The sequence below is a fragment of the Mesorhizobium sp. L-8-3 genome (genome assembly GCF_016756615.1).
Classification (GTDB): domain Bacteria; phylum Pseudomonadota; class Alphaproteobacteria; order Rhizobiales; family Rhizobiaceae.
Map to the genome: position 1 here is coordinate 8,314,026 of NZ_AP023262.1, position 17,952 is coordinate 8,331,977.

The following is a 17,952-nucleotide window of genomic DNA, read 5'->3' on the forward strand; positions in this document are numbered from 1 at the left end:
CTCAGGCTCCCAGATAGGTTTCGAGAAGTTCCGGCCGCCCCGCGAGTTCGGCACCGGCACCGGCCCAGATGAGGCGGCCATGATCGAGAAGGTGGACGCGGTCGGCTATCCCGGCGGCACGCATGGCGTTTTCCTCGACCAGAATCACGCTCAGCCCGGTCCGGCGCAGGGCGGCCAACACCTCGTAGATCTGCTCGATCACGATCGGAGCCAGGCCCAGCGAGGGCTCGTCGAGCATCAGTATTCGCCCCGAGGCCATCAGCCCGCGACCGATCCCGACCATTCGACGCTCGCCCCCCGAGAGCGTGCTGGCGATCTGATGCCGGCGGTCGCGCAGCTTGGGCAGCAGGGCAAAGACCTCGTCGAGGCGCTGACGTTCGTGCCTTGCGGCCGCGGGCAGATAGCTGCCCATGCGCAAGTTCTCGAGTACGGTCATCTCGGGGAAAAGCAGGTCGCCCTGCGGCACATGCACGACACCGTTCGCGACGATCGCCTCGGGACGAAGTCCGTCGATGCGCCTTCCGGCGAGATGGATCTCTCCCGCGCGAGGGCGGACGAGCCCCGAGATCGCACGAAGGAGCGTGGTCTTGCCGTGACCGTTCGGCCCGATCAGCGCGGTGAGAGAACCGCGCTCGACCTCAAGCGAAAGATCCCGCAGCACGATCTGCGAGGCGTATCCGGCGCGCATGTTCCGGATTGAAAGTTCAGAAGGCATGGCGAACCATCCCCTCGGCCTTGCCGGCGGCCATCGCGGCCACGTCGCGGCCCGCCTCCTTGCCGAGATAGACTTCGACCACTCCCGGGTCATGGGCCAGCCCCGTTGCGCTGCCCTCGTAGAGCTTGCGCCCATGATGCAGGATCATCACCCGGGTCGAAAGCTGGACGAGAAAGCGCATGACATGCTCGATCAGCACCACCGTGACGCCGGAGGCGGCGACCTCCGCCACTACCTTGGCCACCTGATCGATTTCGCGATGCGTGAGACCTCCGACCGGCTCGTCGAGGAGCAGGAGCTTCGGCTGCATTGCCAGGGCGCCGGCGATCATCAGAAGCTTGCGGTCGATCACTGTCAGCGTCGCCGCCGACTGCCGGCCGCGCCCGACAAGGCCCACGCGCTCCAGAGCATCGTCCACCGCCGTTTCGACCTCGGCCGAAAAACCGAGACCCGGCATGATCCGGTTGCGGCGGCCGTAATAGGCCGCCACCCTGATATTGTCGCGCACACTCAGACTGTCGAAGCCGGTGTTGAGCTGGAACACCCGGGCCATTCCGGCGTGACAACGTCGGACCGCGGAGTCGCGTGTGACGTCCCGTCCGTCGAGCAGGATCTGCCCCGAAGTGACGGTGGTCTGGCCCGAGATCATCTCGAACAGCGTGGTCTTGCCTGCACCGTTCGGTCCGCCGATGCCCAGGACCTCGCCGGCGGCAAGGTCGAAGCTCAGATCGCCGACCGCGACCAGCGAGCCGAACTTCTTGGTGACATTGCGGCACGACAGGAGCGGCTGTTCGCTCGTCTTTCCCATGCCGCTCACCCCTTGAGCCACGGCGGCAGCCGGAAATCGGCTTTGGCATAGGGCCAGGGCGCGATCAGCACGGGCTCGCTCGTGTGGTCCTGTATCTGCAGGAACTGATGCGGCATGCCCAGCGACGGGTCGTCCACCCCGCCGGGATAGGAGGCGGCGGCCTGCTGTCCCGGGATGAAGCGGGTCGTACCGATCACCCCGCGATGGATGAGCGAGCGGATCCGGTCGGCTACCTTGCGGTTCTGCACATCGTCTCCCGGCTCGCCCGAGCCACCGGCAAGTGCTGCCGCAGTGGCCCAGATCCAGGCTGCATTGTAGGATTGCGCGCCGGAATTGTGTCCGGCATCGGCACCGAAGCGCTCCTTGTAGCGGCGCTCGAAATCGAAACCGATCTCGTCCTGCAGCGCGCCGATGACGGTGGAGAAGACGACTCCGTTCGCGGCAGGCCCGGCGATATCGCGGAAGGACTTCACCGAAGGACCGTACTGCATATAGATCAGGCTCGGTGTCGGATTGTTCATGAACTGGACCATGAACTGGGCGAGATCCGCCGGGAAATAATGGGTCACGACGATCACCGCCGGTGGATCCTGCCGCAGCTTGGCCAGCGTCGGCCCCCATTCCGAAATGGGCACATTCACGGTCTCGTAGAGGCTGACTTCCCAGCCCTGCTCGCTCGCGCCGTCACGCACGACATTGGCGATGTTCGATGCATAGGTTCCCGCGGAAAGGATGATCGCGAGCTTGTTGTTCGGTCGCGTATAGGAACCGCCGTCGACCAGGGAGGACAGGAATTTCAGCAATCCGGTGCCGTACCAGGTTTCGGCCGGGTCGGTCTGGAACGACCCGAAATAGCGTTCTGGGTCGGAGGACACCAGGACACCGTGACCGCTGGACGTGTCATTGTGCATGTAGATGATCCCGGCATCCGCGATGGCGTCCTGCACCGCCGAACCCGATCCGGTGTTGTATCCGTTTATGACAGCGTGGACGCCGTGACGGTCGATCAGCCGCTGGACGGCCTGCACATTCGTCGCATCCCCCATCTGCTTCGTATCTTCGAAATAGGGTTCGAGCGGTCGCCCCAGAACGCCACCGAGAGCATTGATCTCCTCGCAGGCGAGGAGAAGGCCGTTGCGGAACTCCACCCCGTCGGCGGCCGCGAAATCCGTAAGCGGCGCGGCTTGTCCTATGGGGATCGGCGAGCCGCCCGCTTGAGCAGCAGCGCCATTCGCGCCGGCAAGGAGAGCGGCACTGCCGGCGAGCAGCCCCGCACCCTTGAACAAGTTTCTGCGATGGAGCCTGTGTTCCATTTCATTTCCTCCCGATTTGCATGGAGTTTGCTAGAGAAGAGGTCTGGACAGCGCCCATGGGTTCGCGGTCTCCAACTGGCCCGCGACGTTGAAGAGCACTGCCTCGTCGTTGAGCCGCGCGGTCAGCTGAATGCCGATCGGCAGGCCGGCGGCGTTCCTGTCCATCGGAATACTGGCCGAGGGCAGCCCGGTGACGTTGCCCGGAGCGGTAAAGGCGAAGGAATCGAGCACGCGCTTCCATGCCTCCTCGCCGCCCAGCGCGCCCGCATCGAAGTAGCCGAGCGGCGGCGGAGCAAAGGCCAGGGTCGGCGAGAGCCAGAGGTCGTGGATTTCGTAGAACCCACCCATCGCGCGGGCCATGCCCTGGAAACCGACCAGATCCCGGATGTAGTCCACTGCCCGCCGGGTGATGCCCTTCGAAAAGAGATACTGGTTGAAGGGTTCCAGATCCCGCACCAGCAGTTCGGGGTCCTGGCCGCGGGCGGCGGCGATGGCGCTCAGGCCGCGGGTCACGGTCAGCGGCCAGAAGTCGCCCAGGGCGGCGCGGAACGCCCGCCCGTCGAATGGCAGGGTGACCTCCTCGACCTGATGGCCGAGTTCGCGCAGAAGCCCTGCCGCATGTTCGACCGCCGCCACGCATTCGGGCGCAACGTCGGTGCCGTCGGGAGCAGCAAATGTGACACCGATCCGCAGGCCCTGACGCGGCGCCTCGAGCTCATCAAGGAAGGGACGAGCGGGCGGGGGCGCGATATAGGGGTCGCCCGCCAGCGGGCCTGCGGTCGCATCCAGGATGGCAGCACTGTCGCGCACGCTGCGGGTGACCACGTGTTCCGCGGTAATCCCGCCGATGGCTTCGCCGACGTCCGGCCCCAGCGTGACCCGCCCGCGCGAGGGCTTCAGCCCGAAAAGGCCGCAGCAGGACGCGGGGATGCGGATCGAGCCGGCCCCGTCATTGGCATGGGCGGCTGCGACATAACGGGCGGCGACCGCCGCCGCTGCCCCGCCCGAAGAGCCGCCCGGCGTATGGGTGATGTTCCACGGGTTACGGGTCGCGCCGCGCCAGACCGGCTCGGTCGTTCCCATGGTGACCATCTCCGGCACATTGGTCTTGCCGAGCGTCACGAAACCCGCGCCCCGGTAACGGCTCATCAGCGCGCTGTCATGGTCGATGACATTGTCTTCCAGCAGGCGGGCGCTGCCGGTGGTTGGAGTGCCGGCCATATGGCAGTAGAAATCCTTGACCAGAAAGGGCACCCCTCGAAACGGGCCATCGGGCAGGCCGGACTTCGCGCTGTCCAGAGCCTGGCCGAAGAAGCGCTGCGTCACCGCATTCAGTACCGGCTCGCCGGCCTCGATTTGGGCGATGCTCGCCTCGACCAATTCGGCGGGGCTGACCTCGCCGCGCGCTACAAGCCCAGCCTGTGCGGTGGCATCGAGTTCGAGAATTTCCTGTGTCACGAGTCGCGAAGCTCCGGTCGCTTGGGATTTGCGGCCAATTCGGCCTGCAGGTCGGAAAGTGCGCGCGCCAGCCGGGCGAACAGGCTGTCGAGCTCTTCCCCGGTGATGACGAGCGGCGGACAGATCGCGACGACGTCGCCGAGGCTGCGCAGGATGAGGCCGTGGCGCATCGCCAACTCGACCGTCCTCGGTCCAGGGTTGATGCCGGCACCGAAGGGACGCCGCGTGGCCTTGTCCTCGACCAGTTCGACCGCACCGATGAGGCCGAGGCTGCGGGCATTCCCCACCAGCGGGTGATCGGCCAGGGCGCGGATGTGACCGGCAAAGCGCGGAGCGAGCCGGTTGACGCGGACCAGGAGGTCGATCTCCTCATAGATTCGCAGCGTCTCCAGCGCGACCGCGCTGGTCACCGGATGTCCGGCATAGGTGAAGCCATGGCCCAGCACGCCCAGGCGGCTCGCCTCACCGGAAACCGCCTCCTGCACTGCCGCGCTGAGCACGGCGGCTCCGATCGGCTGGTAGCCCGAGGACAATGCCTTGGCCACACTCATCATATCGGGGACGAAGCCGAGGCTCTGGCAGCCAAACCATTGCCCCGTCCGCCCGAAACCACAGATGACCTCGTCGCTGAGAAGCAGGATGTCATGGCGCCGCAATAGCGCCGCAAGCCGGGGAAAATAGCCCTCGGGCGGGATGATGACGCCCCCCGCCCCCATGACCGGCTCGACGATCATGGCGGCGATGGTCTCGGCACCTTCATTCTCGATCAGCGTCTCGACATCGTCGACCAGGCGGGCGGCGAATTGCTCGGGGCTCTCGCCCTCCCTGGCACCCCGATAGTGATGCGGTGCAGCCGCGAAAAGCACGTCCCCGCCGGGCCAGGCAAAGGCACCGCGCATATGCGGCAGGCCGCTCAGCGTGGCGCCGAGGACAGTGCTGCCGTGAAATGCCTTGTCGCGGCTGATGATCTTGCGCTTCCGCGGCTGGCCTCGGCCACTGTGATAGAGCCAGGCGAGCTTGATCATCGTATCTACCGCTTCCGAGCCGGAATTGGCGAAGATCACCTTGCCGTCGGGCATCGGGGAGATCGCCAGCAGCCTTTCCGCCACTTCGATACAGGCCGGGTTCGAGCGCCGGTTGAAGGTGTGATAGGTGCCGAGCCTGCGGATCTGTTCCTCCGCAGCCCGCGCCAGCCGCGGATGATTGAACCCGAGCGAGGCGCACCAGAGGCTGGACATGCCCTCCAGGTAGCTTTGGCCCGAGCTGTCGGTGATGAACACGCCCTCGCCGCTTTCGATGACCAGCGGGCCCTCGCGCTCCAGCGCGCCAGGATCGGTCTGCGGATGCAGGATGCTGGCGCGGTCGATGTCGTGAAGCGCGTTTCTCATCACGCCTGCTCGACGCGCGCGGCCATGCATTCGACTTCGAGCCGCCACTCCCGACGGCCCAGCGCCTTGACGAGTACCAGCGAAGCAGCGGGATATGGCGCGGCGATCAGCGTATCGCGCATCGCACGGATCGCGGGCAAATCCTCGGCATCGACCACGAAGTAGTTCATCTTCACGATATCGGAGAAGGCAAAGCCCAGATCATCGAGGATCACCTGCATGTTCTGGAAAATGACCCGGGTCTGCTCGCCGGCATCGCTCGGGATCGAGCCATCGGGACGCACGCCAACCTGGCCGGCGAGATGGACGGTGGTGGCGCCGGAAGGCACCACCGCGGCGTGGGAATAATTGCCGAAGGCGGACGCCACCTTGTCGCTGTCGAAATAGCGGATGCTCATCTGGGGAACTTTCTCGTCAATGGCGCCGCACCACGGCGCCGAGCTTCTGCAGATAATCCTCGCGGAAGGCACGGAAGCGCTCGGCCGGCGCCGAAAGCGCCAGCGCGAAAGGCGCGGTTCCGTCTTCGAGCGGCATCGCCATGCAGCAGACACCTTCGGCGAACTCCTCGTTGTCGATGCTGTAGCCGTTGGCCCGGATGGCCGCGAATTCCTGCCTGAGGGCGTCGAGGTCCGTCAGCGTGTTGGGGGTCAGGCGCGTCAGGGGCTGGCGCATCAAATACTCGGCCGCGCGCGCCGTGGGCGCGTAGGCCAAGAGCACCTTGCCCGCGGCCCGCGCATGGGCATGCAGATACTGCCCGTGCGGCACTTCGGCGGCGCGCACCGCATTGGTGCCGCGAGCCACGTCTATGGTGACGATCTCGCCCTGCCACCAGCCGACGGCATAGCAGGTCTCACCGGTTTCAGTCGCAAGCGCGCGCACGAGCGGCTGGAGATGCTCCGGCGCCGAGAATTGGCGTTGGAAGGCATCGGCGAGGATTCCGATCTTCAGCCCCAGCCGGTAGTTGCGACGATCGTCGCGGGAGATGAAGCCCTCATCCTCCAGCGTGTGGACGAGGTGATAGGCGGTCTGTCGCTCGACGCCGATACTCTCGGCGATCTCGCGTACGCTGAGGCCCTGATCGCTCCGCGCGATGGCGGTCAGGATATTGACCCCACGCACGACGGAGTTGATGCGCAAGCGGCCGGACTTGTCCTTCGTACCGGCCATCAGGCGGCCTCCTCTTCCATGAGCCTCGAATTGGAGCGCAGCAGGTCGAACGCCGCCGCGAAAACCTTCTGCGCGTCGGGCAGGAGCGCCGCCTGAAGCACCGGGGAGGCGGGCATCCGAACATCCGGCGTAGCGACCCGCTTGAACTGCACCACCGAAGGGCCGAGGCGCTCGAGCAAGCCAGCGATGATCTCGGCGCCGAAACCGCCGGTCAGGTTGGCTTCATGCACCACGACGACCCGGCCTTCGCTGGTGCGGACTGTGCGGCAAAGCGCCTCCCAATCGATCGGCGAGAGCCAGCGCAGATCCAGGACGGAGGCCGAGATCCCCTCGACCGCTAGTTGTCCGGCCGCCGCCTCCAGGACTGGCATCACCGCGCCCCAGCCGATCAGCGCGACCTGATCGCCCTCACGGCGCAGGGCGGCGCCGGCGGTGGGCTGGACGGCCTGCCGCAGGTGAACGGCACCCGGCTTCTGGTAGAGCGCGCGCGACTCGATGAGAATCACCGGATCGTCTTCGGCGACCGCCGCGCGCAACATCTGATAGGCGTCGTCTGCGGTCGACGGCAGGCCGACACGAAGCCCCGGAATATGGGCGAGCAGCACCTCCAGGCACTGCGAATGCTGTGCGGTGGAGCCCGGCGTCGCCCCCTGCTGGACCCGCACAACCATCGGCACATGGCGCCCGCCACGGGTCAGGTAACGGATGTTGGCCGCCTGGTTGACAATCTGGTCAAGCGCCACCAGCAGAAAATCGGCCCACATGATCTCGACCACCGGGCGCTTGCCTTCAAGGGCCGCGCCGACCGCCGATCCGAGGATCGCCGCTTCGGCGATCGGCGTGTCGAAGACCCGCTCGGTCCCGAATTCGCGCTGCAGATAGCGCGAGGCTCCGAAGATCCCGCCTGCATGGCCGACATCCTCACCATAGACCAGCACGTCCGGGTTGGTGGCCAGCGCCTCCCTGAGGCCCTCGTTGACGGCCTGGACATAAGTGAGTTCCTTCTCCTCGACGGCGCTGCCGGCGATGTCGGTCGACGGACGCAACGCACCCGACACGTGATCCACAGCCGACGAGGGATCGGGCAGCGGCATTGCCTTCACGCGCTCGACCAGCGCGGCCCATTCGCGATCCAGGCGGTCGCGCAGCAGCCCGAGTTCGACCGCGCTGCTGGCCGCCGTGTCGCAGAGCCGCTTCTCGAGGACCAGAAGCGGGTCGCGCTCCTGCGCGGCCTTGCGGTCCGTTTTGGGGCGATAGTGCTCGATATCGCGATTATAGTGCCCCCACAGACGCGGCACCCGGCACTCGATCAGCGCTGGACCATGTCCCGCCACCACCCTCTCGCGCGCCACGGCGAAAGTGTCGCGCACTGCCAGCGGATCGGTGCCGTCGATGGTCACGCCCTGCATACCATAGCCGGACGCCCGCTTGGCCAACCGCTCCAGCCTCGTGATGCTCTCGGTCGGCGTCATCTCGGACCAGCCGTTGTTCTCGCAGACGAAGATGACCGGCAGCTTGTAGGTCACGGCAAAGACGAAGGCCTCGTGCAGCGCACCCTGACTGGTGGCGCCATCGCCAAAGGTCACCACGCAGACTCGATCGACGCCGTCGAGCCTGGCCGCCATGGCCACCCCGCAGGCGATCGGACCACCCGCGCCCACGATTGAATTCTCGCCGATGAAGCGCGCATTGGGGGCAGTGACGAGAGCGGAGCCACTGCGGCCGCCGTTCACGCCCGCCGCCCGGTGGCAGAGTTCCGCAAACATCGCCTCGGCGGGAACGCCGGCTTCCAGAGCCCAGCCATGGCCGCGATAGGTGGCGATGACACGATCGTCGGGACTGAGTGCCGCAAGCGCCCCGACCGGCACCGCCTCTTGCCCGGCGCAAAGATGCACCGAGCCGGCGATCTGCGCGTCCTGGCTGGTGCTGAGATCGAGCGCGGCCTGCTCGAACTGGCGAATGCGGTAGATGCGCTCATAGGCCTGCGCGAGGAACTCCGCATCGAGGGCTGAGAATGAAACCGGCACGATGCCTCCTGTTTTCACGTCAATGCTTGGCGGCGAAGCTAGGAGACGCCGCACTATATGTCAACAATTTTATGCTATTATCATTATTTTATAATCTTTGGCGATCTGCGGCACCAAGAGCCACCTCTTGCCCCATCTCCGACTGACCTGGAGATCGCGCCAGGCCTCACGCGAATGCCAATCATCGGCCCCTTTCTGGCCACGTGACAGGTCCTGCCGATTCGACTATCCATCGCCGCCATGAGCCTGCCCGTCGATCCCGCCGCCAACCTCGCTACCCTGATCCGCTGCCCGTCGGTGACGCCGGCCGAAGGCGGCGCGCTTGCCGCGCTTGAAGGGCTGTTGCGGCCGCTCGGCTTCGCGGTGGAACGCCCGGTCTTTTCCGAGGACGGCACGCCCGACATCGAGAACCTCTACGCACGCCTTTCGGGCAACGGCCCGCATCTGATGTTCGCCGGGCATACCGACGTCGTGCCGGTCGGCGACGAGGCGTCATGGACGCACCCGCCTTTCGCGGCCGAAATCGCCAATGGCGAAATGTACGGACGCGGCGCGGTCGACATGAAAGGCGGCATCGCCTGCTTCCTCGCCGCAGTGGCGCGCCATGTCGCCGAACACGGCAAGCCCAGGGGCTCGGTCTCCTTCCTCATCACCGGCGACGAGGAAGGCCCGGCCATCAACGGGACGTCGAAGCTACTCGGCTGGGCGGCGGAAAAAGGCGAAAGCTGGGATGCCGCGATCGTCGGCGAGCCGACCAACCCCGAAGCACTCGGCGACATGATCAAGATCGGCCGACGCGGTTCGGTGTCAGGGATCGTCACCGTCAATGGCCGCCAGGGCCACGCCGCCTATCCGCATCTCGCCGACAATCCGGTGCGCGGTCTGGTCACACTGGTCGACGCCTTGCTGGCGCCTGCCTTCGACGAGGGAACCCGCGACTTCCAGCCGACCAACCTGGAAGTCACCACGATCGACGTCGGCAACCCGGCGACGAACGTCATCCCGGCCAAGGCCACGGCCGCCTTCAATATCCGCTTCAACGACAGCTGGACGGCAGAGACGATCCAGGCGGAAATCCACAACCGGCTCGACCGGGCCGCCGGCCACCGAAAGCTGCGGCCCGGACGCAAGGATCGGATCGACTACGAACTCGTCTGGCGCGACAGGCCGAGCCATGTCTTCCTCACCCGCGACGACAGGCTGATCGACGCGCTCTCCGCCTCGGTCGCGGCGGTGACCGGCCGCACGCCGTCGCTCTCGACCTCGGGCGGCACCTCGGATGCGCGCTTCATCAAGGATTTCTGCCCGGTCGTGGAATTCGGCCTCGTCGGCAAGACCATGCATATGGTCGACGAGCGCGTCGCGCTCTGCGATCTCGAAATGCTGACGCAGATCTATCAGCGTTTCCTTCAGGATTGGTTCGGCTAGAATCCCACCATGCTTGCGGCGAACGAAATCCAGAGCAGTCTTTCCGGAGCCTGGCGGCTGATGATGGGCAAGGCGGACGGGCTGCGCCTGCTCGACCTTTCGGCCGACGGCTTCTGGAACTCATTTTTCGCCATGATCGTCGCCCTGCCGGCGCTGCTGGTGAGTTGGACGAGTTTCGCGGCCGACCTCTATCCCGGAGCGGATCTCTATGGCGAGCGCATCGCCTTGATCCCGCGCATCGCCGTCATCGATTTCTGCGCCTGGGTGCTGCCGCTGGTCGGCCTCGCCATCGCCGCGAAGCCCATCGGGATTCGGCCCCGCTTCGTCCACTACGTCGTGGCCAGCAACTGGGCCTCGGCCATCGTCGCCTGGATGATGATGCCGCCCGCCATGCTGCGGCTGATCTTTCCCGCCGCCGGCGATGCAGCCTCGCTGGTCTCGGTAGCGCTGCTGCTGCTCTCCCTGGTCTTCACCTGGCGGCTGACCAACGCAACGCTGAACAGAGGCCCCGGCCCGGCAACCGCCGTCTTCGCCGGCATGCTCATGGCGTCGCTGGTCGTCATCTACGCGCTCCAGACGGCGCTCGGTGTCACGCCGCCCCTCGAGGCGCCGGTATAGTCCACCTGGACGAGATAAAGGCCCTCCGGCGGCGCAAGGCCGGCACAGGCGGCCCGGTCGCATGCCTCGAGCGCCGCCTGGACGTCCGCCACCGTCCAGGCGCCCTCGCCGGCCCGCTTCAGCGTCCCGACCATCGAGCGCACCTGGTTGTGGAGGAAGGACCTGGCCGAGGCGCGGATCTCGATCATCACGCCCGAACGCGTCACTTCGAGGCGGTCGAGGGTCCTCACCGGGCTCTTGGCCTGGCAATGCGCCGAGCGGAAAGTTGTGAAGTCGTGACGGCCGACGAGGACCTGCGCCGCCTGGTGCATGGCCTCGGCATCGAGCGGCTTGGGCACCCACCACGCCCTGTTCCTGTCGAGCGCCAGCGGGGCGCGCCGGTTGGCGATGCGGTAGAGGTAATGCCGCCCCACGGCAGAGAAACGCGCATCGAAGTCGTCGCCGACGCGCGCCGCGGCGAGGATCGCCACGCGCTCGCCGGCCATGCCCAGATGCGCGTTCAGCGCATCGCGGACCGTGTCGGCCGGCCACTCCTTCAAGAGGTCGACATGGGCCACCTGCCCAGTTGCATGGACCCCGGCATCGGTGCGGCCGGCGCCGCGCAGCGACACCTCCTCCCGCGAGAAACCCCTGATCGCCTGCTCGATCGCGGCCTGCACGGAGTGCTGTCCGGCCTGCCTCTGCCAGCCGGCATAGGCAGTGCCGTCATATTCGATGTCGAGGCGGTAACGCGGCATCGGCGGGAAAAGGCTGAGCTTGAGTGGTTTCAGAGCGCGCCAAAGGGCGTGGCGTAGACGAGCTTGCCGGTTTCGGGCGCTTCGCCCCAAGCGATCGCCTGCAGCGCCTCGCATTGATAGGTGCTGGCGAAGCCGGCCGCCCGCCCATGCTCGTATCCGAAGCGGCCATAATAGGCGGGATCGCCGAGCACGATCGAGAGCTTTTCGCCAGACGCCCGAAGCCGCTTGTGCGCTTCGTCGATCAGCGCGCGGCCGACGCCCTTGCCCTGCCAGTTGGGCACGACCGCCGCCGGCGCAAGGGCAACCCCCGGAAAACGGTCTTTGCCGGCTTCGACGAAGACGCGCGAGAACAAGATATGGCCGATGATCTCACCTTCGCGCTCGGCGACCAGTTCCAGCACCGCGTCATTGGCCGCGACGAGGCTGTCTACGAGGATGGCCTCGCCCATCCCGCCGAAAGCACGCGCTTCCACGTCACGGATCACGTCGCGATCCGGTTCTTCCGCCAAGCGTATCGTCAGACCCTTCATGTCAACCTCGCGCCTTTGCCGAGCTTGGCACCACGCAGGAACTCATCCGCGCCGATCGCCTTGCCTCCGGCCCGCTGCACCGACGTCAGCCGCACGGCGCCGGTCGCACAGCCGATGGTCAGGCGCTCGTCGAGGATCTCGCCGGGGGCGCCCTTTCCTTCCGCTCGCGTCGAGCCGAGCAGTTTCAGCCGCTCCGTCCGTCCGCCGATCTCCACTTCGCACCAGGCCCCCGGCGCGGGGGCGAGGCCGCGGATGCGATCATGCACCAGTTCGGCCGGCAAGTTCCAGTCTATCCGTGTCTCGGCCTTGTCGATCTTGCGGGCATAGGTCACGCCCTCGCCGGATTGCGGCACCAGCGGGAGCGTGCCCGCCTCCAGATCCGCCAGCGCCCTCACCATGAGCTTCGCGCCCACGTCCCTCAACACGTCGTGCAGTTCGCCTGATGTCATGTCTGCGCCGATCGTCACCTTCTCGGTCATCGCCACCGGCCCGGTGTCGAGGCCGGCTTCCATCTTCATCACCATCATGCCGGTCTCGCGATCGCCCGCCATGATCGCCCGCTGGATAGGTGCCGCGCCGCGCCAGCGCGGCAGCAGCGAGGCATGGCCGTTATAGGCGCCGAGCCGCGTTCCCTCGAGGATGGGCAGCGGCAGAAGCAGCCCATAGGCAACGACCACCGCCACGTCGGCATCGAGCGCGCGGAAGGCAGATTGCTCGACCTCGCCCTTCAGCGAGACCGGAACGCGCACCACGATACCCAGCCGCTTCGCCTCGCGCTGCACCGGCGACGAAGTCAGTTCGAGCCCTCGCCGTCCAGCCGGTCGCGGCGGCTGCGTGTAGACGGCCACGACCTCATGGCCCGCTTCGGCCACGGCACGCAGCGTCGCAACCGAGAAATCGGGGGTTCCCATGAAGATAACACGAAGGGGCATCGTCGGGTCCGGCCTCAGGTCCTGCTTGGCGCCGGCCGCACCATCGGCACGCGCTGCGCGCTTCAAACGGCTTTACGCGCCCCAGGTCAACCCCGTCCAGCCATGCTGGTCTTGGGCGAGATTCAGGGAACCCCACTCCGGTCCGCCGGTTCGAGCCTTCAACTGTAGAGATACCCCACGCCGCGGATCGTCCTGATCACTTCCGGCTTGGACGGATCCGCCTCGATCTTCTTGCGCAGGCGGGAAATCCGTATGTCTATGCTGCGGTCGAAGGGGTCCCAGCCGCGATCATGCGCGAGTTCGAGAAGCTGATCGCGGTTCAGTATCCGTCCGCGATGCTCGGCGAACACCTTGAGAAGCTGAAACTCCATCGGCGTAATCGCGATCTCGCGTCCCTCGGCGTCGAAGAGCTTATGCGCCTCGGGATCGAAACGGCATGTGCCGAACTGGGCCTGATGGCGCGGCTGGCTTTCCGTCACCTGAGCGGCTCGTTCCCGCCCCGAGGTCCGCCGCAGCACTGCCTTGATGCGGGCCAGCAGTTCGCGCAGGTCCACCGGCTTGGCGATGTAGTCGTCGGCGCCGATCTCCAGACCGACCACCCGGTCGATCACCCCTGCGGAACCGGTCAGCATGATGATGGCCAGGTCGGAATGCTCGCGCAGGTAGCGAGCGAGGGAGAGGCCATCCTCTCCGGGCATCCGGATATCCAGGACCACCACATCGACCTGTTGGGCGCCGACGATCGCGCGCAGGGCCGGACCGCCGTCCGCCGGCGTGACGGCATAGCCGTTGCGCTCCAGATACTCCGCCACGGTGGCGCGAAGATCCGGCTCGTCATCGCAGACGACGATGTGGGCCTTGGCGGTCAAAGCTCTGTCCAACGAGCGATCCTGAAGCCTGTACCGGCTTGCACGAAGCCTGGACGAGGGACTTTCCCCGGCGCTGGCGCCTGCCGGCGCGCTCCGAGGACCGCCCGGCGGATTGAGGCCAAACTCTTGTCTCAGGCTGGCAGCGAGCTTCCGTGAAGCGGGGCGATGAGTCAACACTCCTCTCCTGCGACATGCATATTGACGATTTTGGAAACGAAGAGACGGAGTTCTGCGGGTTTCACGGGCTTCTCCAAATAGGGACATCTGGTTGCGCGCAGGAAACCCTGCGCGTCCGGGCTGATCGTGTCGCCGGTCAGGAAGGCGAGCCTGTCGAGTTCGGCGGGATGGTAATCGGAAATGTGCCGGAACAGGCGACGGCCATCCATGTTCGGCATCTTCAGGTCGCTCAGTATCAGGGCAAACGATCGTCGACCCAATTGCGCCAGGGCCTCCTCGCCTGAACGGGCTACCGTCACACGGAAGCCGTCATTCGACAGGACCTCGGCAATGAGGTCGCCGACCTCCTTCTCGTCATCCACCACCAGGCAGGCGAGACCGGTGGGAGCCGCCAGCTCCGTTCGCGCGACCTCGCTTGCCGCCTCGCCCCTATCCGAGGCGGGCAACGAAACAACGAAGGCCGATCCGCCGCCTTCTGACGTCTCCACCTTTATGGTTCCCCCGTGGGACTGGACGATACGGTGACAGAACGACAGCCCGATCCCCGTGCCCGCCCCGACATCCTTCGTCGTGAAGAAGGGCTCGAAGATGCGCGGCAGTATGTCCTTCGGGATCCCAGGCCCCGTGTCGGCGATCTTGACGACGACGCAACCGCTCCTTGGCCGAAGCTTCGTCGAGACCGATATCCTCCTGCGGCCCTCCCAGTCGTGCAGGGCCTGCTCGGCATTGACGAGCAGATTGATCAGCACCTGGCTCAACTGGTCGGGATCGGCCCAGATCGGCGGAAGTCCCGGCTGGTGGCGGACCGACAGCTCGATGTCGGAAGATCTGATTGCATATCCCGCCACCTCGATGGCTGCGGCGACGACATCGGCGATCGCCACATTCGAGGTCTGGGCAGGCTGCTGCCTGGCCATCGCCAGGAAGGTCCTGACGATGCGGGCGCAACGCTCCGCGGCCCTGCAGATCTTATCGGCCCTCTCGGCCGTCTTCGCGTCCGTCGCGGTCTCCTTCAGCATCAGCGACATGCCGAGCACGATCGACAACGGGTTGTTGAGCTCGTGCGCCACTCCCGCCAGCAGCCCCCCCAGCGCCGACATCTTCTCGTTCTGGTGAAGCGTCTCGCGCTGGCGTTCCAGTTCCTGCTGCATCTCGATACGGTCGGTCAGGTCATAAGTATGCGAGACGATGACCTTCTCGCCCTTGAAGTCGATGAGGCGGGACGAAATCGAGCACCAGCACGCCTCGCCATTCCTGCGCCGCAACTGGGTTTCGAATTCGTCGACGGCCCCTTCCTTCAGCAGCCGCTCCACATAGTGCTGCCGGGCGAGCGGATCGACGTAATATTCAAGCGCGCTGGCTGCATCGCCGTGCAGTTCCTCGGCCGCGGGGCTGCGATAGAGCAGCTTTCCGTCATGGGCGCGCGTCATCTGGATGTTGACCGGGCAAGCCTCCAGCACCTTGCGGACCAGTTCGTCGGCCTCCTTGGCTGCCAGTTCCGCCTTCTTGCGTTGGGTGATGTCGACCCGCGTCACGACGAAGCCGCCGTCACGCGTCGGACAGTTCGAAACGAAGAACCAGCCGCCGTCGGTATGCTGGAATTCCTGCTGGCGAAATTCACGACGGTCCTTCGCCCTTTCGGCCAGCCATTCGTCGATCTTGTCTGATGGAACCGGGAACTGGTTGCGCTCCGCCGTGACCCGCAGGAAATCAAACCAGTTCACGCCAGGGACGAGAACGTCGGCACTCATGGCGTGCATCTTCCGGTACTGACTGTTCGCAAGGACGAGGCGATCGTCCTTGTCGTAAAGCGCAAAGCCCTCGGCCAGCGACTCGATCGCATCGGTCAAACGCTCATTCGCCTGCCGGGTCTGCTCCCTCGCGCCGATCATGTCGTCGATGTCGGTCGTGTTGGAGACGATCACCCGCCGGCCCTGGAAATCGATCAGCCGCGCCGAGATCGACCCCCAGAAGATATTGTCGTCGGCATCGTATTGCCGCGCCCGGAAGTCGTCGATTCTGCCCTTGTCGAGCAGGACGCGGATCAGTGTCTTGCGGTCGTCCGGGTCGACATAATAGTCGCTGAGCTGCGGACGATCGCCGTAGAGCTCCCTGCTGGCCGGATTGCGGTAGAGGGTCTCCCCTTCGACCGTCGACATCCGCGTCGGCGACGGACAGGCATCGAGCACTTTCTGCATAAGCGCGGTCGCCTCGCGCTCGGCAGCCTCGGCTCTCTTGCTTTCGCTGATGTCGGCCCGCGTCACCACGAAGCCGCCGAGATCGGTGTGATGGATGGAGATCGCATGCCACCGGCCGTTGCCGAGATCCACCTCGAAGCGGCCCGGGAGTTCCCTGCGGTTGCGCATGCGATCTTCGAGCCATTCGTCCTCACGGCCCATCGCGTCAGGATAGAGGCCGCGCCGCGCTGTCTCCCGGAGAAGGTCGGTCCATTTCATGCCCGGCTCGAGCATGGCTTCCAGCGGATGGTTCATCTGGCGGTAGAGGCTGTTGCACATGACGAGACGATCGTCGTCGTCATAGAGCGCAAATCCTTCGGAAAGGGACGCGATGGCATCGGCAAGCATTTCGCGGGCGAGCGCCACCTCACCGGCGCGCTGCTTCTGCCGCGTCACGTCGGCAATGCCGGCCAGAACCACGTGCCGGCCCTGGACTTCGACGATCTTCAGGTTGCCGACTGCCCAGAACTCTTCTCCGTCCGGCGGCCTCAGCAGCGCTTCGCAATTCTCGACCACGCCCTCCCTCAGCAGTTCGCGGGCAATCTCGACATATTGGCCACGATCGACGAAATAATCGGCGAAACGATGCGGCTTGTCGCCGGCCTTGCCTTCGCGCCCCAACAGCCGCTCGGCCATGTTGCTTTGATAGATGACTTCACCCGTGACGGCATCGATCATCCAGACCGGCAACGGATGGTTCTTGATCAGGAAACCGAACAGATCCTCGCGCCGCTTGCGTTCCGTGATGTCCAGAACCCCGATGATCAGCGCCGGGCGCGCACGGTAGATGCCGCGCCTGCAATTGGCTGAACACCACGCGGTCGAGCCGTTGGTGCGGCGGAACTGGATTTCCTGGTCGCGGACGATGTCCTTGTCGCCCGCCCGCGACCGGACGGCGTCGAACTCGCCCTGATCCATGCAGTAGTCGGTCAGATACTGGCGTTCACGCGGCCGCCAGGCGCGGCCAAGCAGGTTCGAAGCGTCCAGGCTTTCATAGAGGATTTCGCTGCTTTCTTCATCGACGACCCACACAGGCAGAGGGTGGCTATCCGTTATGCAGCGGAAGATCTCGGCATTTTCCGCATGAGCAATCTGGGCGCGCTTCATTTCGGTGATGTCGACGGTCACCAGGGCCGACCCACCATGCGGCCGTGGGTGTCTCGTCAGTAGTTTCCAGTGCCCGTCGAGGGTCTCCGCCTCGATGGGCGGCTGGTCCAGCCGCCAGCGCGCCGTCGCTCGCTCGATGAAGTCCTCGGTCGGCTCGACAGCGAGCCCGTCGAAACTCTTGAAGCGGGCAAGGAGCCCACCGACGACCGACGCGACGTTTCTCGGTGACTTGCCGCGACCAGACTTTCTGATCGTGCCGGCTGTCTCCGGATCGGCGTCGACCAACAGGCCGTCGCTGTCGAAAAGAGCATATCCCGTGTGCATGGTGGCCACCGCGATATAGTTGCAACCGCTAAATTAGGTCTCGCTTGTATCGAGAGCGTTTCGGGCACTCGCTGTTTTGTTTCAGCCGTTTCACCATCCGTCGAGACGATGAGACTG

General features: G+C 65.6%; 15 protein-coding genes. 2 read left to right on the top strand and 13 right to left on the bottom strand.

All coding sequences use genetic code 11. The features are described from left to right. Nucleotide 1 precedes the first annotated feature (1 nt). Genes JN302_RS38170 through JN302_RS38205 form a run of 8 tightly spaced genes read right to left on the bottom strand, consistent with a single transcriptional unit; the run spans nucleotide 2 to nucleotide 8,876 of the window. A complete protein-coding gene (locus tag JN302_RS38170; protein WP_202331092.1) occupies nucleotides 2-715 on the bottom strand; it encodes an ABC transporter ATP-binding protein in 714 nt (237 codons plus the stop codon). Beyond that, complete coding sequence (locus JN302_RS38175; RefSeq protein WP_202331093.1) at nucleotides 705-1,523, bottom strand: ABC transporter ATP-binding protein; 819 nt, start codon at nucleotides 1,521-1,523, stop codon at nucleotides 705-707. The genes JN302_RS38170 and JN302_RS38175 overlap by 11 nt, the downstream gene beginning before the upstream one ends. Before the next feature lie 5 nt (nucleotides 1,524-1,528). Continuing rightward, nucleotides 1,529-2,836, bottom strand: coding sequence for an ABC transporter substrate-binding protein (locus JN302_RS38180; protein ID WP_202331094.1), 1,308 nt, complete (start codon nucleotides 2,834-2,836; stop codon nucleotides 1,529-1,531). A gap of 30 nt (nucleotides 2,837-2,866) precedes the next feature. Then, nucleotides 2,867-4,294, bottom strand: a complete 1,428-nt coding sequence (locus JN302_RS38185; RefSeq protein WP_202331095.1) for an amidase — start codon at nucleotides 4,292-4,294, stop codon at nucleotides 2,867-2,869. Then, nucleotides 4,291-5,682 (bottom strand): aminotransferase, encoded by a 1,392-nt coding sequence (locus JN302_RS38190; protein WP_202331096.1) that lies wholly within the window; start codon nucleotides 5,680-5,682, stop codon nucleotides 4,291-4,293. The genes JN302_RS38185 and JN302_RS38190 overlap by 4 nt, the downstream gene beginning before the upstream one ends. Beyond that, the gene (locus JN302_RS38195) at nucleotides 5,682-6,080 is read right to left on the bottom strand and encodes a RidA family protein (RefSeq protein ID WP_202331097.1); all 399 of its coding nucleotides are present in this window, start codon (nucleotides 6,078-6,080) and stop codon (nucleotides 5,682-5,684) included. Before JN302_RS38195 ends, JN302_RS38190 begins: the two co-directional genes overlap by 1 nt. 16 nt (nucleotides 6,081-6,096) lie before the next feature. Next, a complete protein-coding gene (locus JN302_RS38200) occupies nucleotides 6,097-6,849 on the bottom strand; it encodes an IclR family transcriptional regulator (RefSeq protein WP_202331098.1) in 753 nt (250 codons plus the stop codon). Next, nucleotides 6,849-8,876, bottom strand: coding sequence for an alpha-ketoacid dehydrogenase subunit alpha/beta (locus JN302_RS38205; RefSeq protein ID WP_202331099.1), 2,028 nt, complete (start codon nucleotides 8,874-8,876; stop codon nucleotides 6,849-6,851). Before JN302_RS38205 ends, JN302_RS38200 begins: the two co-directional genes overlap by 1 nt. 240 nt (nucleotides 8,877-9,116) lie before the next feature. On the opposite strand from JN302_RS38205, the gene dapE reads away from it, so the two are divergent. Together dapE and JN302_RS38215 are read left to right on the top strand one after the other, a co-directional pair. Beyond that, nucleotides 9,117-10,304 carry a succinyl-diaminopimelate desuccinylase gene (dapE, locus tag JN302_RS38210; protein WP_202309403.1) on the top strand — a complete coding sequence of 396 codons (1,188 nt, stop codon included), beginning with the start codon at nucleotides 9,117-9,119 and terminating at the stop codon, nucleotides 10,302-10,304. A gap of 9 nt (nucleotides 10,305-10,313) precedes the next feature. After that, on the top strand, nucleotides 10,314-10,922 hold the full coding sequence (locus JN302_RS38215; protein ID WP_202331100.1) for a transporter: 609 nt from the start codon (nucleotides 10,314-10,316) through the stop codon (nucleotides 10,920-10,922). Here JN302_RS38215 and truA read toward each other — a convergent pair. From truA to JN302_RS38240, 5 genes are all read right to left on the bottom strand, one after another. Next, nucleotides 10,868-11,659, bottom strand: coding sequence for a tRNA pseudouridine(38-40) synthase TruA (gene truA, locus JN302_RS38220; protein ID WP_202331101.1), 792 nt, complete (start codon nucleotides 11,657-11,659; stop codon nucleotides 10,868-10,870). The two genes, JN302_RS38215 and truA, sit on opposite strands and share 55 nt — an antisense overlap. A gap of 29 nt (nucleotides 11,660-11,688) precedes the next feature. Further along, nucleotides 11,689-12,189: a GNAT family N-acetyltransferase gene (locus tag JN302_RS38225; protein WP_202331102.1), complete on the bottom strand. Its 501-nt coding sequence runs from the start codon at nucleotides 12,187-12,189 to the stop codon at nucleotides 11,689-11,691. After that, entirely contained in the window at nucleotides 12,186-13,121 is a 936-nt protein-coding gene (gene fmt, locus JN302_RS38230) for a methionyl-tRNA formyltransferase (RefSeq protein ID WP_202331103.1), read from the bottom strand. Before fmt ends, JN302_RS38225 begins: the two co-directional genes overlap by 4 nt. A 158-nt stretch (nucleotides 13,122-13,279) precedes the next feature. Continuing rightward, nucleotides 13,280-14,002, bottom strand: a complete 723-nt coding sequence (locus tag JN302_RS38235) for a response regulator (protein ID WP_244742718.1) — start codon at nucleotides 14,000-14,002, stop codon at nucleotides 13,280-13,282. A gap of 158 nt (nucleotides 14,003-14,160) precedes the next feature. Further along, nucleotides 14,161-17,835 (bottom strand): PAS-domain containing protein, encoded by a 3,675-nt coding sequence (locus JN302_RS38240; protein ID WP_202331104.1) that lies wholly within the window; start codon nucleotides 17,833-17,835, stop codon nucleotides 14,161-14,163. Nucleotides 17,836-17,952: the final 117 nt, after the last annotated feature.

What these genes read in the sequence shown, in the direction of transcription:
- JN302_RS38170 (WP_202331092.1), bottom strand. Translation starts at nt 715, where the DNA reads ATGCCTTCTGAACTTTCAATCCGGAACATGCGCGCCGGATACGCCTCG.
- JN302_RS38180 (WP_202331094.1), bottom strand. Translation starts at nt 2,836, where the DNA reads ATGGAACACAGGCTCCATCGCAGAAACTTGTTCAAGGGTGCGGGGCTG.
- JN302_RS38240 (WP_202331104.1), bottom strand. Translation starts at nt 17,835, where the DNA reads ATGCACACGGGATATGCTCTTTTCGACAGCGACGGCCTGTTGGTCGAC.
- dapE (WP_202309403.1), top strand. Translation starts at nt 9,117, where the DNA reads ATGAGCCTGCCCGTCGATCCCGCCGCCAACCTCGCTACCCTGATCCGC.
- JN302_RS38225 (WP_202331102.1), bottom strand. Translation starts at nt 12,189, where the DNA reads ATGAAGGGTCTGACGATACGCTTGGCGGAAGAACCGGATCGCGACGTG.
- JN302_RS38175 (WP_202331093.1), bottom strand. Translation starts at nt 1,523, where the DNA reads ATGGGAAAGACGAGCGAACAGCCGCTCCTGTCGTGCCGCAATGTCACC.
- truA (WP_202331101.1), bottom strand. Translation starts at nt 11,659, where the DNA reads ATGCCGCGTTACCGCCTCGACATCGAATATGACGGCACTGCCTATGCC.
- JN302_RS38215 (WP_202331100.1), top strand. Translation starts at nt 10,314, where the DNA reads ATGCTTGCGGCGAACGAAATCCAGAGCAGTCTTTCCGGAGCCTGGCGG.
- fmt (WP_202331103.1), bottom strand. Translation starts at nt 13,121, where the DNA reads ATGCCCCTTCGTGTTATCTTCATGGGAACCCCCGATTTCTCGGTTGCG.
- JN302_RS38190 (WP_202331096.1), bottom strand. Translation starts at nt 5,682, where the DNA reads ATGAGAAACGCGCTTCACGACATCGACCGCGCCAGCATCCTGCATCCG.
- JN302_RS38200 (WP_202331098.1), bottom strand. Translation starts at nt 6,849, where the DNA reads ATGGCCGGTACGAAGGACAAGTCCGGCCGCTTGCGCATCAACTCCGTC.
- JN302_RS38195 (WP_202331097.1), bottom strand. Translation starts at nt 6,080, where the DNA reads ATGAGCATCCGCTATTTCGACAGCGACAAGGTGGCGTCCGCCTTCGGC.